We start from the raw sequence: 18489 nt of genomic DNA on the forward strand, positions 1-18489 counted from the left end.
AGCCCCGCGCCCCTGAGGGGCGCTGCAGCCGCCGCGGGCCTTCGCGACAGCGCCCTGAGCGTTGTCAGGGGCCTCGTGCCCCGTCAGGGGCGCGGGGAACTGCGCGACCAGCCCCCACGGCCCGCAGCCGACGCACTACCCCTCACGCAGCCGCCGGAGGCCTCCGCAGCAGTGCCCTGATCGGGTGCCACAGCTCGTGCGGGAGCTCCGCGCCCGGGGGCACGACAGCGTTGTCAGGGGCCGTACGCCATATCAGGCCGTCGGGGTGGTGCAGGACCGCGGTGATCTCGTCCGGGGTCGGTGGTTCCGCGTTGCCGCGCAGGTAGACGGCCCGCATGCCGAGGTTGCGGAGCCGGGTCAGGGCCCGGGCGCGGTTGCGGGCGTGGACGAGCACGCGGACGCAGCCGTCACCCTGGGCGGTGGGTCTCGGCAGGTTCAACGCCACCACCACGCTGCCTGTGGGCAGCTTGCAGAAACCTCCTGCGGACAATGCGGTCACACCCCCGTGCGAGTCGGTGTCGATGTCGGTGTCAATAAGACGGGCACAGGACGCACCTAAACACGGATCGGCGGCGACCCGCCAGGGGGGCGCCGCCGATCCGCTTCTGACCTGCTGTTTTACCGACTACTTCGCCGAGGGGCCGACCTGGACGCCGATCGTCGAGCCGTTCAGCGGCTCCTTGACGATCTTGATCCGGGTGTTGGTGTCAGTGATCTTGACACCGGCCGTCGGGTTCGACGTGTCGTAGTAGGTCGACCTGCCGTCGTCGAAGACGGGGACGCCGGGCTGCGACTTGACCTTGGTGGCGACGTCCGCGTTGTGGAGCGTCATCGAGTCCGTCGGGTACCAGCTGAACGGCGAGTCGTAGGCCTGGACGCGGTTGCGCATCAGGGTGCCGTTGGACCACTTCAGCTGTGCGGGGTGGGAGTCGATCGGCAGGATCAGGCCCTCACCGGCGTGCGCGCTGGTGTTGTTGTCCGCCTGCGAGGTGTCCCACTTCCAGATCAACAGGCCGTTCTGGTAGGCGTAGTGCTCCACCCAGTCCGGACGGGTCGTCGAGAAGCCGAAGTTGTACGGGCCGACCTTCAACGTCTTGTCGTACGACACGTACTGACGGTTCTCGGCGATGTAGTACTGCGCGTAGTCGTCCGTGAAGGACGCGCCGATGCGCGAGAAGCCCTTCGCGGTCCAAGCGGCGTCGGCGGACTCGGCGTTGTCGGAGAAGAGGGTGGCGCCGTCGGCGGTCACCGTGATCTCGTCGGCCGCGAAGCCCTTCTGGGCCACGCCGCTGTCCGTCTGGTAGCGGAAGCGGACGTCGATCTTCTGGCCCGCGTAGGCGTCCAGCGGGTACGTCAGCTTCTGGTACGCGGCGGCCGTGCCGGTGAGGGCGGGGTTGCCGCTGCCGTCACGCGGGATGGCGGAGCCGTCGGCCAGGGTGCCGTCGATGGGGGTCCAGGTGGCGCCGCCGTCCTTCGACACCTCGGTGTAGAGGTAGTCGTAGTCCTGCTCGGCGTCGTACCAGCCGTCCAGCGTGAGCGCGGCCGACGACTTGCCGGTCAGGTCCACCGTGCGGGAAAGGGTGTTGCTCAGGTCGTTGCCGCTGCCGCTCCACCACTGGGTGGCACCCTGCGCCGGGGTGACCACGGTCGTGGTGACCGCCTTCTCCGGCAACTGCACCACGAGGGCCTGCGGGTTCTTGGTGTTGTACTCCGCGACGCCCAGCGTGTGCTTGGACTTGACGCCGGCCTTGGCGACGTCGTAGTCCAGCCAGCCCAGTTGGAGCTTGTCCCAGGCGTTCATGTCGCCGGGCAGGTCACCGATGGCCTCCTTGCCCGTGCCGAGCCAGGAGCCGGACGACATCAGCGTCCAGAAGCCGGTGGAGTTCTCGCCGCCCGCGGTGTCGTACTCGTCGGGCAGGCCGAGGTCGTGGCCGTACTCGTGGGCGTAGACGCCGAGTCCGCCGTTCTCCGGCTGGATCGTGTAGTCGCCGACCCAGACGCCGGTGTCGCCGACCTGGGTGCCGCCGAGCCTGTTGGTGTCCGGTCCGGTGGAGCCGGCGTCGGTGCCGAAGGCGTACCAGCGGTGGGCCCAGATCGCGTCCGTGCCCTGCGCGCCGCCGCCCGCGGACTCGTCCTCGCCGGCGTGCACGATCTGGAAGTGGTCGATGTAGCCGTCGGGCTCGTTGAAGTTGCCGTCGCCGTCGTAGTCGTAGCGGTCCCACTGGTCGAACTGGGCCAGCTCCGTCTTGATCTCGGCGGCCGTGTCGCCGGCCGCCTCGCGCTGGGCGACCCAGGCGTTGACGCCGTCCTGCACCGCGTACCAGGCGCCGGTGGAGGCCTTGTTGGAGCCGTAACGGGCCTCGTTGTAGGGGACCTTGACCCAGTCGGTGACCTCGCCGTCGACCGAGTAGCGGCCCGAGGACTGCTTCTCGTAGTACTTCTTGAGCGACTCGGTGTTCTTGCCGGTGCCGAAGTACAGGTCCTGGAAGTGCGCCTGGTTGTAGTCCGCCTGCCAGGCCGTGGAGTTGTCCTTGGTGCGGTCGGGCGCGGCTATCTGGTTGTGCAGCGGGCCGACGGTGCCGCCGTAGCGGCTGTCGACCTGGTCTCCGAACTCGACCAGGATCGTGAAGATCTTGTCGGTCTTCTCCCGGCTCAGTTCGACGTACTTGCTCTTGCCGCCCTTGCTCTTGAGCTGGACGACCTTCGAGCCGTTGCGGTCCTTGACGGACGCCTTGCCGGCTATGACCTCGTTGAGGGCCTCCTGGCGCTGGGCGTCCTGCGTCTTGCTCAGCGGGCCGTCGAGGTCGTGCTCCTTCTGCGCGACCGGCGCGGGGTCGTGCCGGTCGACGGCTGCGGACTCGGCCGAGGTGTTGGCCTCCGCCACGGCGAACGTCGAGAACGTGGCCGTGGCCGCCGCGAGGGCGACACCGATCGCGGCCGCTCTGAACGTCCAGGGTCTGCTGGTCACTTGAGGTCCTCCCCTGCGTACCCGACCGCGCGGAAGGGGGGGTCCTGGAAGTCATGGAAGGTCCGCGCGCGGTGTACGCGTGATAGTCAAGTGACGTTATTTGACTAGAGGTTTACGAGAAAAGACAGACCTTGACTTGAGCAGGACAAGTGCACTATGCGAAGCAGGGGTCCGCTTTACGGACACCCGGAGGCCACTCGTGGATCGCTCAACAGGCGCGCGGGTCCGTCCACTTCGTGGACGGTATGACTCCGTGCGCCCCCCATGCTCCGGAGCTGTGTGTTAGGTCATGCTTACTGCTCGTTCCACTCGGGCATGCAGGCGAATAGAGTCTCTTGGCGGAACGCCCGGAACCCGGCGGAAAGCCAGGCCGACATCCTTGTCGCACCCCCCTTTCACAGCTCCCCTCCATCGCCTAACGAGGACTCGATTGCCATGCCTCGTCCGACCGCCGCACAGCTCGCCTACGGTTCGTTCACCGTGATCTTCTCGACGCTCGCCATGCTGCTGCTGTCACAGACGAGTTCGGGTCTGGGGATCGCGGTCGTCGCCTTCGCGGCGCTCGCCCTCGGGCTGCTCGTCTCCCTGACGGTGCCACAGCCCAGGTCCCGCACCGCAGCCGCGGCCCGCGCGGCGGCCGAGGCCGCGCCCGCACCCGCCCCGGCCTTCGTTCCGCAGCGCAGGCGGGTGCCGGTGCGGCGGGAGACCGTGTCCGCCGCCGTCTCCTCGGCGGAGCCGGTACGGGAGCGGAGCACTCCCTAGACCAGGCACAGGCCCAAGCACACGCTCAACCACGCGAATCGGCGGGTCCGTTGACGACGGACCCGCCGATTCGCTGTGTACGCCCGGGTGTTGACCCCGGGTCGCCTCAACGCGTGCTGACCACCACGGTCTTGGCGGCCTTGTCGTGCAGCCCCTGCTTGTACGGCTTGTCGAAGAAGCTCCAGCCGCCGCAGATCACCGTCCAGATGCAGGCGCAGCAGAACGCGAACGGGATCCACAGCACGGCCGCGCGGATCAGGTTGGTCTGCACGGAGGGCGTCGACCCGTTGTCGAGGTCGGCCACCCTGAGGCCCAGCCACTTCTTGCCCAGCGTCTGGCCCGACTTGGCGAGCATCACGGTGTCGTAGCCCATGTACAGCACGGCCGCGGTGAGCGACTGCCCGAGCGACTTGGCGTACGACACGCGGTCGGAGTTGATGTTGTACTCGTGCACGCCGAAGGCCCAGGTCAGCAGCCACACCACGATGCCGACGAGGATCATGTCGATGATCCGGGCGAGGGTGCGCCGGCCGCTGTCGGCGAGCGGGGGCATGCCGGCGAGGGGGTCGGTGGGGTAGGAGCCGCCGCCGTAGGGAGGGGGTTCGCTGCCGAAGGGCGGCGGCTGACTGCCGTAGGACGGCGGGTCGTACGGTGAGCCCGATCCCTGGCCAGGAGGGGGCTGCTTCCTGAACGGGTCGTCTTCCGGCGGCTGCTGGCCGGAGCCCGGAGGCGGTTCGGTACTCATGGCCCGAGTCGACCGCGAACGCCACGGCTCCGCATCCGGCGAGCGGCCGTCCGGGGTACGGAATCAGGTACCCCGGATGCCGTACCCCGCTATCCCGCTACGAACGTATGTGCTGCCTTGTCGTGCCAGCACTGGTGCCAGGGCCGGTCGAAGAGACACCAGACGACACCGACGATCCCGATGCCGAGCAGGCCCGGGACGCTGTAGACGAGCCAGCGGCGCAGCGCCCCGCCGAAGCCGGGCGGCTCGTGGCTCTCGATGCCGCGCACCTCAAGACCGCAGAGCTTCTTGCCCAGGGTGCGGCCCCACTTGGCGGTGGGCAGCGCCTCGTAGAGGACGCCGAAGAGGAGGAGTACGGCGAGGACGATGCCGAGGTAGGCGGCCGTGGTGCCGTCCAGCAGCCAGACCGTCTCGGCGCGGCCGGAGAGCTTGGCCGCGTCGATCTTCTCGTTGATGTGGTCGGCCGCCTTGGTACCGAGCGGTACGGCGGCCACGGCGGTTACCGCGCCGAGCACGAGCGTGTCGACGAGCCGCGCGACCAGCCGCTTGCCGAGCCCCGCGGGCCGGGCCGCCGACTGCCGCCGGGCCGCCGCCTGGAACACGTCCTCCACGGGCGGCTTCCAGGGCGCCACGGGCCCGTCCTCGTCCCCCGCCAGCCGGTGCACCTGCTGCGCCCAGGAGGGCTGGCCGCCACCGGAGCCGGTGGCCATGGGGGTGCCTCCGGCGCCCGCCTGGGGCTGCACCGGGCCGGACTGCTGGGGCACGCCGGGGGCGGGCTGCGGGGGGCCGGAGAGGGCCGTGGAGGCGGCGGGCGCGGTGGCGGGCGCCCGGCCCGCCTGCGCCTGGGCGGCGGGCGTTCCCGTCCCGGTGCCTGCCTGGCCCGCCTGGGCCTGGGCTGCGGCAGCCCGCGCGGCGGCCGCCTTTCCGGCACCGAAACCGGGGCCGGAGGAGTCGGTGGCGGACGGATTCCCGCCGGGCCCCTGGCCACCGGCGACGGGCGGATTCCCACCGGGCCGCCGGCCATCGCCGACGGGCGCCCCACCGGCACCGCCGAGGCCGCCTGCGGCGGAGCCGGTCCCGGCAGAGCCCCGGGCGCCGTAGTCCCCGGCGGCGGAGCCGGCCCCGGCGGGCCCGTAGCCCCCGGCGGCCGAACCTGCCGAACCCTGCGATCCGTAGCCTCCGGCAGCCGAATCGGAGCCGCCCGAGCCCTGAGCGCCGGAGCCCGCCGAACCCTGCGGGCCGAAACCGCCGGCACCCGAGGCGGTCCCGGCGGAGGACTCTGCCGACGCGCTGCCCGTGTTTCCCGCGCCCCCGGTCTGCGCCCCCGGCGCCCCGCCCTGTTGCGGGGTGCGCGGGCTCTGGCGGCGGAAAGTGGTCGTGCCCTCGTCGGGGGTGTCCTGGCCCGTGGGGCGGCGGAAGACGAAGGTGCCGGAGTTGGGTGCTTCCTCCGGTTGGGCGGGGACCCTCGGGTCCGGGGCGCCCCAGGACACGTGGCGGTCCTGGGCGCCGCCGAAACCGCTCTGGTGGGCGCGGTCCGCGCCCCAGGCCGACGCCGGCTCCGGGTGGGCCGGCGCGGGGTCCTCGTCGAAGAAGTGCGGTCCGGTCTCCTCGACGGACGGGCCACCCGCGCCGGGCGCGGCGGGCGAGAGCCCGTCCGACGGCGCCGGGCGGCTGGTGCCGGGCACCCAGGCCGCGCCGTTCCAGTACCTGACGTATCCAGGAATGGAGGGGTCCGGGTAGTACCCCTCGCGGGGCCTGTCGTCACCGGGTGCCGGCGTTGGGGCGCTCATGTCCGTCGTCCCGTATCTGCTCGGAGGTCAAATGAGGGTGTCCACATCTATCAGACCCGTGCGAGCGCCACTGCCCGTCCCGCCGGACCCACCCCTTTCCGGGCAAGCTCGTGCACGGAGTCCACACGCCCCGAAGCCCCGTGACGCCTTCGCGAAGCCTCGCGGAAAAAAAGTTTCCCGAAGTCGCGTAATGCTTGCGGCCGCACGCCCTCTCCACTCGTACGGGCCCACCGCGGGGCCCCGTGAGCGCGAGAGGACACACGTCATGCACACAGTCGTAGAGCGGGAGTTGGAGCTGAAGCTGATCCTGTCGCCGGAACGGAGCATTCCCGTTCCGGCCCGGCTCAGCTACCGCACGGACGACCCGTACGCCGTCCACATCTCCTTCCACATCAACTCCGAGCACCCCGTGCACTGGACGTTCGCCCGCGAACTGCTCGTCGAGGGGGTGTTCCGGCCGTGCGGGCACGGGGATGTGCGGGTGTGGCCGACGAAGGTGGAGGGGCGCAGTGTCGTCCTGATGGCGCTGAGTTCACCCGACGGGGACGCCCTCCTGGAGGCCCCGGCGGCCCAGGTGTCGGCGTGGCTGGAGCGGACCCTGCGGGTGGTGCCCCCGGGCTCTGAGGCCGAGCAGCTCGGCATCGACGCCGGCCTGGCCGAGCTGCTCGCACCGACCCCGGCCGACGACCTGTGGCTGCGCGACCCGTGGCCGTCGGACGAGTCGCGGGACGGGGAGTGATCTCAAAAAGTGTGTCACTCCCGGTGAAACCGACACACTTTTCTGGGACAGGTACCCCGTACCCCCCTCAGAACAGCTTGCCGGGGTTGAGGATGCCCAGCGGGTCGAAGGTCGCCTTGACCGCCCGCTGCATCTCCACGCCCACCGGCCCGATCTCGCGGGCCAGCCACTCCTTCTTCAGGACGCCGACACCGTGTTCGCCGGTGATGGTGCCGCCGAGCTCCAGGCCGAGCGCCATGATCTCGTCGAAGGACTCGCGGGCCCGCCGGGACTCGTCGGGGTCCTGTGCGTCGAAGCAGACGGTGGGGTGGGTGTTGCCGTCGCCCGCGTGCGCGCAGACGCCGATCGTCAACTGGTACTTCTCACCGATCCGTTCCACCCCTTCGAGCATCTCGCCGAGCCGCGACCGGGGCACGCACACGTCGTCGATCATCGTCGTGCCCTTGACCGCTTCGAGCGCGGTGAGCGACAACCGCCGCGCCTGGAGCAGCAGTTCGGACTCGGCCGCGTTCTCGGCGGGCACCACCTGGGTGGCTCCGGCGGCCTCGCAGAGGGCCCCCACGGCGGCCAGGTCGGCGGCGGGGTCGAGCGTGTCGAAGGCCGCGAGGAGCAGCGCCTCCGTCGTCTCCGGCAGTCCCATGTGCGCCAGGTCGTTCACGGCCTTGACGGTCGTACGGTCCATCAGTTCGAGGAGGGACGGCACGTGCCCGCCCTCCATGATCCGGCACACGGCGTCGCACGCGGCCGCCGCGGACCCGAACTCGGCCGCCAGCACCAGCTGTTGGGGCGGCTGCGGCTTCAGCGCCAGGACCGCCTTCACGACGATGCCGAGCGAGCCCTCCGAGCCGACGAACAGCCGGGTCAGGTCGTACCCGGCGACCCCCTTGGCCGTACGACGGCCCGTGCTCATCAGCCGGCCGTCGGCGAGGACGACGTCCAGGCCGAGGACGTACTCGGCCGTCACCCCGTACTTCACGCAGCACAGCCCGCCCGAGGCGGTGCCGATGTTGCCGCCGATGGTGCACGTCTCCCAGCTGGAGGGGTCGGGCGGGTAGTACAGGCCGTGTTCGTTGACCGCGCGGGAGAGGGTCGCGTTGACGACGCCCGGCTCGACGACCGCGATGCGGTCGACCGGGCTGATCTCCAGGATGCGGTCCATCTTGACGAGCGAGAGCACGATGCAGCCCTCGGAGGCGTTCGCCGCGCCCGACAGGCCGGTGCGGGCGCCCTGCGGGACGACCGGGACGCGCAGTTCGGTGGCGACGCGCATGACGTGCTGGACCTGTTCGACCGTGCGCGGCAGCACGACCACGGCCGGGGTGCCGGACGGGCAGAAGCTCGCCATGTCGTTGGCGTACGAGACCGTGACGTCCGGGTCCGTGAGGACGGCCTCGGCGGGCAGCCCGGTCAGCAGGCGGTCGAGAAGGGGTCCGGTGTCGTGGTCGCGAGGCGCTTCGATACGGCTCATGATCACAGCGTCGCACTCGCGGCCATCGGTGTGAACCCCGTCCGCGCGCGGCTTCGGCTGCCGGGGTGTGGTCGTCGTACTGACGCAGAGTGAGCGCCATGGAGAACGAACAGCGGAGCCCGGGTACGTCCCTGGTGGCGGAGCCTCGCAGGCGCCGCTCCCCCGTTCTGCGACGGGTGCTGATCGCCTCGGTCGCCGGGTGTGCCATGGTCGGCGGGCTGCTGTGGCTGCTGCCCGAGGAACCGCGCCGGGTGCCGCCACCCGCGCCGGGACCCAAGACCCAGGCGCTGACCGCGGTCACCGCGGGGGTGCCGGCCGCGCTGCCCGACCTGGCCGCGCTGATCGGCGACCGCGAGGCCCGGGTGCGGGCCAATCCGCGGGACGCGCGCTCCTGGGCGGTGCTCGGGGTGGCCTATGTGGAGCAGGGACGGCGGACCGGCGACGCCCTGTACTACCCGAAGGCCGACGACGCCCTCCGCACCTCGCTGAAGGTCCGTGCGAAGGGCAACGACGCGAGCGCCGTGGCGATGGACGGCCTGACGGCCCTGGCGAACGAACGGCGGGACTTCCGGGCGGCCCGGACCTGGGGCGAGGCCGCGGTGAAGCTGGCGCCGAAGCGGTGGACGACGTATCCGCTGCTGATCGACGCGTACACCGGCCTCGGCGACTACAAGGCGACCCGGCGGACCCTCGAAAAGCTCCAGGAACTGCACTCCGGGCCGGCCGTGATGGCGCGGGCCGCCGAGGTCTACCGCGACCGGGGCTGGCGTGAGGACGCCGCCGCCCAGCTCGCCGACGCGGCGGCCGGGGCGACCGCGCCCGCCGAACAGGCGGCCTGGTGGCAGCGGGCCGGGGAACTGGCCTGGGAGCGCGGGGACCGGGAGGTGGCGCTGCGGCACTTCGAGGCGGCCGTACGGATCGATCCCGACCAGCGGGAGGCGCTCGCCGGTGAGGGCCGCGCACTGGCGGCACTGGGCCGCACCTCGGAGGCCCTGAACGCCTACCAGGTCGCCCTCGCCAAGCAGCCGACCCCCCAATACGCCCTGGAACTGGGCGAGTTGTACGAGTCACTGGGCCTCACCCAGGCGGCCCGCGTGCAGTACGACACCCTGCGGGCCCTGGTGACCCGGGACACGGCGGGCGGCGTCGACGACGAGTTGGTGCTCGGCCTGTTCGAGGCGGACCACGGGGACGCGCCGGATGCCGTACGACGGCTGCGCGGCGAGTGGGCCAGGCAGCCGGGGATCCCGGTGGCGGACGCACTGGGGTGGGCGCTGCACCGGGCCGGGCAGGACGCGGAGGCACTGAGGTTCGCGTCGGTGGCGACGGACAAGGTGCACGGGGGCGGGGTGCGGGACGCGCTGTACGCGTTCCACCGGGGCATGATCGAGCGGGAGTTGGACAAGACCGCGTCCGCGCGCCGGCATCTCCAGGAGGCGCTGCAGATCAACCCGTACTTCTCGCCGCTGGCGGTGCCGTTGGCGCAGCAGGCGCTGGCGGCACTGGGCGAGCCGCCGGCCGAGCCGCTGCCCTCGGACAAGGAGACCCAGGACAAGGAGCCGCAGGAGAAGACGGGTTGAGCCGTCGTGTCGCACGGCCGCCGCGTCACACGGCGGCCGTGCCGATCAGCGCGTTGCGGGTGACGAGTGCGGCCAGTTCGTCCTCCGTCAGCGACTGGGTGCCAGCGGGCCTGCGCGGCAGCACCATGTAGCGGGTCTCCGCGCTGGAGTCCCACACGGTGATGTCCGTGGTCGTGGGCAGGGTCAGGCCGAACTCGGCCAGTACGGAACGGGGTTCGCGGACCACGCGGGAGCGGTAGGCCTCCGACTTGTACCAGCCGGGGGACGGGCCGAGGAGAGGAAGCGGGTAGCAGGAGCAGAGGGTGCAGACGATGACGTTGTGGGTCGCGTCCGTGTTCTCGACGACCCGCAGCCGCTGGAACGAGCCGTCCATGAAGCCGAGTTCCTGGACGGCGGCCGTGCCGTCCGTCAACAGCCGTGCCCGGTAGGCCTCGTCGGTCCAGGCGCGGGCCACCACGCGTGCCCCGTTCACCGGTGACGCGCCCGAGAGGAACGCGTCGAGCACCTCGTCGACCGCTCCGCCCGGGACGACCCCCTTCTCCTCCAGCAGGGTCTCAAGTCGCCGCACCCGCCGGGAGATCGAGGCGTCCTCGTGGTGGTCACCGCTCATCGTCACGATCCTCTTCGTGTTCCGCTCCGCACGCTTCCAAGTAGCTTTCCCACAGGTCCAGTACGACGTGGTGGTCGCCCTCGCCCCACAGGTCCCGGGCCGCGAACCGCACCGCGTACACCTGCTCCACCGGCGCGTCCCCGCTCCCCCGCGCACTGACGTCGGCCAGCTCCGCGCGCCCCTCCGGTTCGACCACGACACCGCACTTGCCGCGCGCGTAGCGGGGCAGACGGGTGTGGTGCGGCGGGTCGTGCCGGAAGGTCCGGACCCGGGTGCCGGGCGGGAAGCGGTCAGTCATCCAGCTCACCCGGTTCGAGCACGCCCTTGCGTTCCAGCAGGGCGGTGATCGCGGTGAACCAGCGTTCGTAGTACGACATCGAGAGGTACGCGGTGGGCGGGATGGCCTCGATCGCGTCCCGGAACTCGTTGGTGTTGAAGATCCCCTGCGCGCGCAGGGCGTTGAACAGCCCGACGACCCGCGCCTCCCAGTCGGCGTGGAAGGGCTCGGGGTCGTCGGTGGTGTCGATGGCGCCGAAGCCCTCGGTGCCGCCCACGTCGTTGATCCTGGCCATGCCCGCAGCGTACGGCTACGGCTACGGCTTGTGGCAGAGCGAGAACCGGCGTGCCCCCGCCTCCCCGGACGCGAAGCCCAGGCACAGTCGGGTGCCGGGCTTCGTGCGGACCGCCAGGCCCTCCGGTTCCCGGTAGGTGAGGGTGTAGCCGGCTTCCGTGCGGGACTGCTGGAGGAGTTCGCCGGTGCGGATGTCGAGGCAGGAGACGTAGGCGTTGCCGTGTTTCGCCGGCGGGTTGGTGGTGGAGTCGTAGGCGGTGCCCGCGAGTTGGTAAAGGTGGTCGCCGTCGAGGGCGTAGCCCTGGAACGGGATCGCCGGGTCGGGGTGGGCGCCGGTCTGGGGTATGTCGGCGAGCGGTGTGGCGTAGTCGCGGGCGACGAAGGCGTCCAAGTCCCATATCCGGTACCGGGGTTTGTTGGCGAGGCGGTAGCGGACGGCGATGCGGTGGGAGGCCATGCAGACCGTGGGCTGGTTGTTGGTGGAGTTCGCGATCGGCTTGCGGATCGCGACGTCGGCGGCGGTGCGCACCGCGCCGTCGGCGAAGTGGAAGCGGGTGACGGCCTGGCCGTAGGCGCCCCCGGAACCGGCCTTCGCGGCGGCCTCGGTCCAGATCCAGACGTCGCCGTCGGCGGTGTTCTGCACGCCCATGCTGACGCCGTGCCCGAAGCCCTGGAGGTGCATGTGGCCGAGCAACCTGCCCGTGTAGTCGAGCTGGTTGAGGCAGAGGTTGCCCTCGTCGGCGCCGCCCTGTCTCAACTGGATGACGTACAGGCGCTGGTGGACCTCGTCGAGGGCGAACGACTGGAGGACCGTGGGTTCGTGCAGGGTGCCCTTGTTCCACAGCCAGCGCACCGCCGGTGCGGACAGGTCGATGGGCGCGTCGGCCACGGTCCTCCCAAGTCCCTTGCGGGACCCGTGAGTTACAGGTTGCCCCGCTTTTCCTGCTCCCGCTCGATCGCCTCGAACAGGGCCTTGAAGTTGCCCTTCCCGAAGCCCATCGAGCCGTGCCGCTCGATGAGTTCGAAGAACACCGTAGGACGGTCCTGGACCGGCTTGGTGAAGATCTGGAGAAGGTACCCGTCCTCGTCGCGGTCGGCGAGGATCTTCAGCTCGCGCAGGGTCTCGACGGGGACGCGGGTGTCGCCGACCCACTCGCCGAGGGTGTCGTAGTACGAGTCCGGGGTGTCGAGGAACCTGACCCCGGCCGCGCGCATGGTCCGTACCGTCCGCACGATGTCGTTGGTGTTGAGCGCGATGTGCTGGACGCCCGCGCCGCCGTAGAACTCCAGGTACTCGTCGATCTGGGACTTCTTCTTGGCGACGGCCGGCTCGTTGATCGGGAACTTGACCTTCAGGGTGCCGTCGGCCACGACCTTCGACATCAGCGCGCTGTACTCGGTCGCGATGTCGTCGCCCACGAACTCCTTCATGTTCGTGAAGCCCATGACCTTGTTGTAGAAGCCGACCCACTCGTTCATGTGGCCGAGCTCGACGTTGCCGACGCAGTGGTCGATGGCCTGGAACGTGCGGTGGGCGGGCGCCTCGACGAGCGGGTCGGCCGGATCGAAGCCGGGGAGGTACGGGCCGTCGTAGTCGACGCGCTCGACCAGGGTGTGGCGGGTCTCGCCGTAGGTCGCGATGGCGGCGAGGACGACCGTGCCGTGCTCGTCCTTCAGCTCGTACGGCTCGGCGAGCGAGCGGGCGCCGTGTTCGACGGCGTAGGCGTGGGCGGCGCGCGCGTCCGGCACCTCGATGGCGAGGTCGACGACGCCGTCGCCGTGCTCGGCCACATGGCGGGCGAGGAACTCGCCCCAGGGGGTCGCGGGCCTGATGACGGAGGTGAAGACGAAGCGGGCGGAGCCGTTGGTGAGGACGTACGAGGCGGTCTCGCGGCTGCCGTTCTCCGGTCCGGAGTAGGCGGCCAGCGTCATGCCGAAGGCCGTGGAGTAGTAGTGCGCCGCCTGCTTGGCGTTGCCCACGGCGAAGACGACCGCGTCCATTCCCTTGACCGGGAAGGGGTCGGCCTGCCGGGCGGTGTCGGGAGTGTGGTGAGTGGTCTGCGTCATGGTCGAAGGCTCTCCCCCCTCCGCAAGGTGCGCAATAGTTTGCGTATCCGCTGGGCATTCTGTTCAGTGGCACGACCGTTTCGGCGGCCTTTCTGTACAGGATGACCATCCTCGGAGGCGGACACCATGGGGATCGACCAGCTCGACGGCCGGATCATCGTGCTGCTGGCCGAGGAACCGCGCATCGGCGTGCTGGAGATGTCCCGGCGGCTGGGGGTCGCGCGGGGGACGGCGCAGGCGCGGCTGGACCGGCTTCAGTCGAATGGAGTCATCCGCGGCTTCGGCCCGCAGGTCGATCCGGCGGCGCTCGGCTATCCGGTCACGGCGTTCGCGACGCTGGAGATCCGGCAGGGACAAGGGCCCGACGTACGGGCGCACTTGGCAACGGTCCCGGAGGTCCTCGAACTGCACACCACCACCGGCAGCGGGGACATGCTGTGCCGGCTGGTGGCCCGCTCGAACGCCGATCTCCAGCGAGTCATCGACCGGGTTGTCGGTTTTGATGGCATTGTCCGGGCCGCCACCGCGATCGTGATGGAGAACCCCGTTCCACTGCGGATCATCCCGCTGGTGAAACAGGCGGCGGACGAGCCGGAAGGGACGACCTGGCCGACGTAGGGGTGTGGGCATGTGAGCTTCTGGGAGTACGTGGGCAACCAGCACCAGCAGCTGCTCGCCGACGCCTACCAACACGCCAGCGCGGTCTTCCAGTGCATGGTCGTGGCCACGCTGATCGGCGTGGTGATCGGGGTCGTGACGTACCGGAGCGAGTGGGCGGGCAACCTCGCCACCACGGCCACCTCGACCATTCTGACCATTCCGTCGCTCGCCATGATCGGTCTGCTCATTCCGATCGTGGGGCTCGGCGTCCCGCCCACGGTGATCGCGCTGACGCTGTACGGCCTGCTGCCGATCGTCCGCAACGCGATCGTGGGGCTGCGCGGGGTCGACCCGTCCCTGGTGGACGCGGCGAAGGGCATCGGGATGTCCCGGCTGATGCGGCTCGCGCGGATCGAACTGCCGCTGGCCTGGCCGCCGATCCTCACCGGCATCCGCGTCTCCACGCAGATGCTGATGGGCATCGCGGCCATCGCGGCGTACGCCTCCGGGCCCGGCCTCGGCAACGAGATCTTCCGCGGCCTCGCCTCCCTGGGCAGCAAGAACGCCCTCAACCAGGTGCTCGCCGGCACGCTCGGGATCATCGTCCTGGCGCTGCTGTTCGACGCCGCGTACGTCCTGCTGGGACGGCTGACCATTCCCAGGGGGATTCGTGCCTGAGCAAGCCACGACCACCTCCGGTGCCTCCATCGAGCTGGAGAACCTGACCAAGAGATATGCCGGTAGCCCGCAGCCCGCCGTCGACAGCGTCAACATGGAGATCAAGGCGGGCGAGCTGGTCGTCTTCGTCGGGCCCTCCGGCTGCGGCAAGTCGACCACGCTCAAGATGATCAACCGGCTGATCGAACCGACCGGCGGCCGGATCCGCATCAACGGCGAGGACGTCACCGACATCGACCCGGTGAAACTGCGCCGCAAGGTCGGTTACGCGATCCAGTCGAGCGGTCTCTTCCCGCACATGACCGTCGCCCAGAACATCGCGCTCGTCCCGAGGATGATCGGCTGGTCGAAGTCCCGGATCAGGGACCGGGTGGAGGAGATGCTCGACCTGGTCGGGCTCGACGCCGGTGAGTTCCAGGGCCGCTATCCGCGCCAGCTCTCCGGCGGCCAGCAGCAACGCGTGGGCGTGGCACGGGCGTTGGCGGCCGATCCGCCGGTGCTGCTGATGGACGAACCGTTCGGCGCGGTCGACCCGATCACCCGCGACCACCTCCAGGACGAGTTGATCAGGCTCCAGCACGAACTGCACAAGACGATCGTCTTCGTCACCCACGACTTCGACGAGGCGATCAAACTGGGCGACCGGATCGCCGTGTTGCGCGAACGCTCGCACATCGCGCAGTTCGACACCCCGGAGGCGATCCTCACCAACCCGGCGGACGACTTCGTGTCCGGGTTCGTCGGCGCCGGGGCCGCCCTCAAGCGCCTGAACCTCACCCGCGTACGGGACGTGGAGATCACCGACTATCCGACGGTGACCGTCGACGACCCGCTCCAGAACATCTTCAACAGGCTCCGGGACAGCGGCACCAACGAGATCCTGCTGCTCGACAAGCGCGGCCGGCCCTACAAGTGGCTGCGGCGCGGCGACATGATGCGCGCCAAGGGCTCGCTGGCCCGCGCGGGCACGCTGGTCAGCGACACGGTGACCCGGGACGCGACGCTCCGGGACGCGCTGGAGGCCGTCCTCACGGACAACGCGGGGCGGGTCGCGGTGACCGGGCGGCGCGGCGAGTACATCGGTGTCGTCGACATGGAGACGCTGATGAACTCCGTGCACGAACTCCTGGAGGCCGACCGGCTGGAGGCGATGGAGGCCCAGCACGAGCTGGAGGAGGCCCGGGCCGTCCAGACGCACGCCGAGCAGGAGGGCGCCGGAGGGGAGGAGAAGGCGTGAGCATCACTCCCGAACTGGAAGAAGAGGAGGAGGAGACGCAGGCCGCCGTGCCCCCGACTCCCCCGAAACGCCGGATCACCTGGCAGAAGCTGACGATCCTGCCCGCGTTCCTGGTGGCGCTCCTGCTGGCGACCTGGCTGTGGTTCGACCAGGCTCAGCTGGACGCCATTTCGGAGAGCGCGCTGTCCAACGGGCAGGTGAGCAAGGCCCTTTGGCAGCACGTCCAACTGACCGTGATCTCCACGTTCTTCGTGCTGATCATCGCGATCCCGCTGGGCATCCTGCTGACCCGCAGGGCGTTCCGCAAGGCCGCCCCGGTGGCGATGACCTTCGCCAACATGGGCCAGGCGACCCCGGCGATCGGCCTGTTGGCCCTGCTGGTGATCTGGCTGGGCACCGGCGAGAAGGCGGCCCTGATCGGCATCATCGCCTACGCCGTCCTGCCGGTCCTGTCCAACACCATCGCGGGCCTGAAGGCCAACGACCCCACGCTCCTGGAAGCGGCCACCGGCATCGGCATGTCCCAACTCGGCGTCCTGAGACGGGTGGAGCTGCCCCTCGCGGTCCCGCTGATCCTGGCCGGCGTCCGAACGGCCCTCGTCCTCAACGTCGGCACGGCGACCCTGGCGACCTTCGGCGGGGGCGGCGGCCTCGGCGTACTGATCACCACCGGCATCACCACCCAGCGGATGCCCGTCCTGGTCCTCGGCTCGATCCTCACGGTCAGTCTCGCGCTGCTGGTGGACTGGCTCGCCTCCCTGGCCGAACTGCTGCTGCGGCCAAGGGGATTGGAGGCCGACGCGTGAAACCCACCTGTCTGGTGACGGTCGGCGCGCTGATCGTCGTCTCCGGCTGCGGGCTGACCAGCGGCTCCCCGATGGTCGACGACGTCAGTCCCGGCACGATCGGACGGGGCGAGCCCCTCAAGGGCGCCCATCTCACCGTCACCTCGAAGGAGTTCACCGAGCAGCTGATCCTCGGCGCGATGATGGGCATCGCTTTCGAGGCGGCCGGCGCGGACGTCCTCGACCGGACCGGCATCCAGGGTTCGATCGGGGCGCGGGAGGCGGTCAAGTCCGGTGACGCGGACGGGATGTACGAGTACACCGGCACCGCGTGGATCACCTACCTCGGCAACAGCAAGCCGATCACCGACCCGATGAAACAGTGGCAGGCGGTACGGGACGCGGACCTGAGGAACGGCCTGACCTGGCTGCCTCCCTCCGCCCTCGACAACACCTACGCGCTGGCCATGAACCAGGCCAACTTCGAGAAGTACGGCACGAAGACGCTCTCGGACGTGGCCGCGCTGGCGAAGAAGGACCCGGGCGCGGTGACGGTGTGCGTGGAGAGCGAGTTCGCCAACCGTGCGGACGGCCTGCCCGGCATGCAGAAGGCGTACGGCATGAGCATCCCGGCGAAGAACATCACCCAGATGGACACCGGGATCATCTACACCCAGGTGAAGAAGGGGAGTTGCACCTACGGCGAGGTCTTCACCACCGACGGCCGCATCAAGTCGATGAACCTCGCGGTGATGGCCGACGACAAGAAGTTCTTCCCCAACTACAACGCGGCGCCCGAGATCAACACCAAGGCCCTGAAGAAGTGGCCGGCGATCGCGGAAGTCCTCGCGCCGGTCACGGAGAAGCTGAACAACACGGTGGCACAGGCGCTGAACGCCAAGGTGGATGTCGACGGGGAGGACCCGCATCAGGTGGCACTGGACTGGATGAAGGCGGAGGGGTTGGTCAAGTAGGGGCCGCGGACGGCAAGTTACAAAGAACTGGATGCAAAAGAGACGTTGCAAAGGATCCTTTGCAACGCTATCTTTGGACGCATGCCGGAGCCAGAGCCCACAGAACGCCGGATCCACCATCTCGACGCCCGCTCACTGCGCGGGCTGGCCCACCCCCTGCGCATGCAACTGCTCGACTCACTGCGCTTCCACGGACCCGCCACCGCGTCCCAACTCGCCGAAAGACTGGGCGAGTCGAGCGGAGCCACCAGCTACCACCTGCGCCAGCTCGCGGCCCACGGCTTCGTCGAGGACGCCCCGGAGCACGGCAAGGGGCGGGAGCGGTGGTGGCGGGCCGCGCACGACGGGACGATGTTCGACGACGCCCTGTTCAAGGACGCGACTCCCGCTGTGCGCGGCGCCCTCGACATGATCATGTACGAGGTGGCCACGAAGCATGCCCAGGAGCTCACCACCTGGCTCGGCAACCGCCACACCTGGTCCGAGGACTGGGTGGAGGGCAACGACATGAGCGACATGACGCTCCGGCTGACACCCCGACTCGCCCGCGAACTCATCGAGAAGATGCACGACCTCGTCGAGAGCTACCGCGACCTGCCCGAGATGGCGGACGCACCCGACGCCGAGCGCGTCCGCATCCACACGCACGCCTTCCCGATCGCCACGGACTGACGGACCGACGGTCCGACCGACCCCAGAGAGGCAACGTCCATGCATCCCGAGACCCACCTCGCGCTGCACCACGCCCGCACCGCCGACCTCCAGGCCCAGGCCGACGCCCACCGCCTCGCCGCCGAGGCCAGGGCGCCCCGGCCCGAGCTCCGTACGCGCGTCGGCTGGACCCTCGTAGAACTGGGTCTGCGGCTGGCCGCCGCGCCGAACAACCCGAAGCCGGCCGTGGCCTAGAACCGGGAC

The 18489-nt window shown here is 70.1% G+C and carries 20 protein-coding genes; 10 read left to right on the plus strand and 10 right to left on the minus strand.

The features are described 5' to 3' along the window. Window positions 1-142 precede the first annotated feature (142 nt). Entirely contained in the window at window positions 143-490 is a 348-nt protein-coding gene (locus tag ACWDEW_RS11255) for a hypothetical protein (RefSeq protein WP_450511935.1), read from the minus strand. A 135-nt stretch (window positions 491-625) separates the two neighbouring features. Then, window positions 626-2968, minus strand: a complete 2343-nt coding sequence (locus ACWDEW_RS11260; RefSeq protein WP_450511751.1) for an immune inhibitor A domain-containing protein — start codon at window positions 2966-2968, stop codon at window positions 626-628. 435 nt (window positions 2969-3403) lie between these two features. Between ACWDEW_RS11260 and ACWDEW_RS11265 the strand changes: the two genes are divergently transcribed. Next, window positions 3404-3730: a hypothetical protein gene (locus tag ACWDEW_RS11265; protein WP_450511753.1), complete on the plus strand. Its 327-nt coding sequence runs from the start codon at window positions 3404-3406 to the stop codon at window positions 3728-3730. 106 nt (window positions 3731-3836) lie between these two features. Here ACWDEW_RS11265 and ACWDEW_RS11270 read toward each other — a convergent pair whose 3' ends face one another. Both ACWDEW_RS11270 and ACWDEW_RS11275 read right to left on the minus strand, forming a co-directional pair. Continuing rightward, window positions 3837-4475 carry an RDD family protein gene (locus ACWDEW_RS11270; RefSeq protein ID WP_450511755.1) on the minus strand — a complete coding sequence of 213 codons (639 nt, stop codon included), beginning with the start codon at window positions 4473-4475 and terminating at the stop codon, window positions 3837-3839. Between the two features lie 89 nt (window positions 4476-4564). Then, window positions 4565-6265, minus strand: coding sequence for an RDD family protein (locus ACWDEW_RS11275; protein ID WP_450511756.1), 1701 nt, complete (start codon window positions 6263-6265; stop codon window positions 4565-4567). Window positions 6266-6530: 265 nt separating this feature from the next. Between ACWDEW_RS11275 and ACWDEW_RS11280 the strand changes: the two genes are divergently transcribed. Continuing rightward, on the plus strand, window positions 6531-7004 hold the full coding sequence (locus ACWDEW_RS11280; RefSeq protein ID WP_450511758.1) for an SsgA family sporulation/cell division regulator: 474 nt from the start codon (window positions 6531-6533) through the stop codon (window positions 7002-7004). Between the two features lie 67 nt (window positions 7005-7071). On the opposite strand, the gene ACWDEW_RS11285 is transcribed toward ACWDEW_RS11280, so the two are convergent. Beyond that, window positions 7072-8478 (minus strand): FAD-binding oxidoreductase, encoded by a 1407-nt coding sequence (locus ACWDEW_RS11285; protein WP_450511760.1) that lies wholly within the window; start codon window positions 8476-8478, stop codon window positions 7072-7074. Between the two features lie 92 nt (window positions 8479-8570). On the opposite strand from ACWDEW_RS11285, the gene ACWDEW_RS11290 reads away from it, so the two are divergent. Continuing rightward, on the plus strand, window positions 8571-10052 hold the full coding sequence (locus ACWDEW_RS11290; RefSeq protein ID WP_450511762.1) for a tetratricopeptide repeat protein: 1482 nt from the start codon (window positions 8571-8573) through the stop codon (window positions 10050-10052). Window positions 10053-10077: 25 nt separating this feature from the next. Here ACWDEW_RS11290 and nthA read toward each other — a convergent pair whose 3' ends face one another. Genes nthA through hppD form a run of 5 tightly spaced genes read right to left on the minus strand, consistent with a single transcriptional unit; the run spans window position 10078 to window position 13300 of the window. Then, on the minus strand, window positions 10078-10662 hold the full coding sequence (gene nthA / locus ACWDEW_RS11295) for a nitrile hydratase subunit alpha (RefSeq protein ID WP_450511764.1): 585 nt from the start codon (window positions 10660-10662) through the stop codon (window positions 10078-10080). Then, complete coding sequence (locus ACWDEW_RS11300) at window positions 10652-10960, minus strand: SH3-like domain-containing protein (RefSeq protein ID WP_450511765.1); 309 nt, start codon at window positions 10958-10960, stop codon at window positions 10652-10654. The genes nthA and ACWDEW_RS11300 overlap by 11 nt, the downstream gene beginning before the upstream one ends. After that, entirely contained in the window at window positions 10953-11234 is a 282-nt protein-coding gene (locus tag ACWDEW_RS11305; protein WP_450511767.1) for a hypothetical protein, read from the minus strand. The genes ACWDEW_RS11300 and ACWDEW_RS11305 overlap by 8 nt, the downstream gene beginning before the upstream one ends. A 21-nt stretch (window positions 11235-11255) precedes the next feature. Continuing rightward, complete coding sequence (locus ACWDEW_RS11310; RefSeq protein WP_450511769.1) at window positions 11256-12122, minus strand: phage baseplate protein; 867 nt, start codon at window positions 12120-12122, stop codon at window positions 11256-11258. A gap of 32 nt (window positions 12123-12154) precedes the next feature. Next, window positions 12155-13300: a 4-hydroxyphenylpyruvate dioxygenase gene (hppD, locus tag ACWDEW_RS11315; protein ID WP_450511771.1), complete on the minus strand. Its 1146-nt coding sequence runs from the start codon at window positions 13298-13300 to the stop codon at window positions 12155-12157. A gap of 126 nt (window positions 13301-13426) precedes the next feature. On the opposite strand from hppD, the gene ACWDEW_RS11320 reads away from it, so the two are divergent. The 7 genes from ACWDEW_RS11320 (at window position 13427) to ACWDEW_RS11350 (ending at window position 18480) form a co-directional block, all read left to right on the plus strand. Further along, window positions 13427-13918 carry an Lrp/AsnC family transcriptional regulator gene (locus ACWDEW_RS11320; RefSeq protein ID WP_450511773.1) on the plus strand — a complete coding sequence of 164 codons (492 nt, stop codon included), beginning with the start codon at window positions 13427-13429 and terminating at the stop codon, window positions 13916-13918. A 12-nt stretch (window positions 13919-13930) separates the two neighbouring features. Further along, window positions 13931-14578, plus strand: a complete 648-nt coding sequence (locus tag ACWDEW_RS11325; RefSeq protein ID WP_450511775.1) for an ABC transporter permease — start codon at window positions 13931-13933, stop codon at window positions 14576-14578. After that, a complete protein-coding gene (locus tag ACWDEW_RS11330; RefSeq protein WP_450511777.1) occupies window positions 14571-15815 on the plus strand; it encodes a betaine/proline/choline family ABC transporter ATP-binding protein in 1245 nt (414 codons plus the stop codon). The genes ACWDEW_RS11325 and ACWDEW_RS11330 overlap by 8 nt, the downstream gene beginning before the upstream one ends. After that, window positions 15812-16621 carry an ABC transporter permease gene (locus tag ACWDEW_RS11335; RefSeq protein ID WP_450511779.1) on the plus strand — a complete coding sequence of 270 codons (810 nt, stop codon included), beginning with the start codon at window positions 15812-15814 and terminating at the stop codon, window positions 16619-16621. The genes ACWDEW_RS11330 and ACWDEW_RS11335 overlap by 4 nt, the downstream gene beginning before the upstream one ends. 71 nt (window positions 16622-16692) lie before the next feature. After that, window positions 16693-17574, plus strand: coding sequence for a glycine betaine ABC transporter substrate-binding protein (locus ACWDEW_RS11340; RefSeq protein WP_450511937.1), 882 nt, complete (start codon window positions 16693-16695; stop codon window positions 17572-17574). 81 nt (window positions 17575-17655) lie between these two features. After that, window positions 17656-18246, plus strand: coding sequence for an ArsR/SmtB family transcription factor (locus tag ACWDEW_RS11345; RefSeq protein ID WP_450511781.1), 591 nt, complete (start codon window positions 17656-17658; stop codon window positions 18244-18246). A 39-nt stretch (window positions 18247-18285) separates the two neighbouring features. Continuing rightward, window positions 18286-18480 (plus strand): hypothetical protein, encoded by a 195-nt coding sequence (locus ACWDEW_RS11350; RefSeq protein ID WP_450511783.1) that lies wholly within the window; start codon window positions 18286-18288, stop codon window positions 18478-18480. Window positions 18481-18489 lie beyond the last annotated feature (9 nt).

Source organism: Streptomyces sp. NPDC001100, from assembly GCF_053598575.1.

Bases quoted from the DNA above. Each gene is read 5' to 3' on its own strand.
- ACWDEW_RS11265 (WP_450511753.1), top strand. From the start codon at position 3,404: ATGCCTCGTCCGACCGCCGCACAGCTCGCCTACGGTTCGTTCACCGTG.
- ACWDEW_RS11270 (WP_450511755.1), bottom strand. From the start codon at position 4,475: ATGAGTACCGAACCGCCTCCGGGCTCCGGCCAGCAGCCGCCGGAAGAC.
- ACWDEW_RS11275 (WP_450511756.1), bottom strand. From the start codon at position 6,265: ATGAGCGCCCCAACGCCGGCACCCGGTGACGACAGGCCCCGCGAGGGG.
- ACWDEW_RS11280 (WP_450511758.1), top strand. From the start codon at position 6,531: ATGCACACAGTCGTAGAGCGGGAGTTGGAGCTGAAGCTGATCCTGTCG.
- ACWDEW_RS11290 (WP_450511762.1), top strand. From the start codon at position 8,571: ATGGAGAACGAACAGCGGAGCCCGGGTACGTCCCTGGTGGCGGAGCCT.
- nthA (WP_450511764.1), bottom strand. From the start codon at position 10,662: ATGAGCGGTGACCACCACGAGGACGCCTCGATCTCCCGGCGGGTGCGG.
- ACWDEW_RS11300 (WP_450511765.1), bottom strand. From the start codon at position 10,960: ATGACTGACCGCTTCCCGCCCGGCACCCGGGTCCGGACCTTCCGGCAC.
- ACWDEW_RS11305 (WP_450511767.1), bottom strand. From the start codon at position 11,234: ATGGCCAGGATCAACGACGTGGGCGGCACCGAGGGCTTCGGCGCCATC.
- hppD (WP_450511771.1), bottom strand. From the start codon at position 13,300: ATGACGCAGACCACTCACCACACTCCCGACACCGCCCGGCAGGCCGAC.
- ACWDEW_RS11320 (WP_450511773.1), top strand. From the start codon at position 13,427: ATGGGGATCGACCAGCTCGACGGCCGGATCATCGTGCTGCTGGCCGAG.
- ACWDEW_RS11340 (WP_450511937.1), top strand. From the start codon at position 16,693: ATGGTCGACGACGTCAGTCCCGGCACGATCGGACGGGGCGAGCCCCTC.
- ACWDEW_RS11345 (WP_450511781.1), top strand. From the start codon at position 17,656: ATGCCGGAGCCAGAGCCCACAGAACGCCGGATCCACCATCTCGACGCC.
- ACWDEW_RS11350 (WP_450511783.1), top strand. From the start codon at position 18,286: ATGCATCCCGAGACCCACCTCGCGCTGCACCACGCCCGCACCGCCGAC.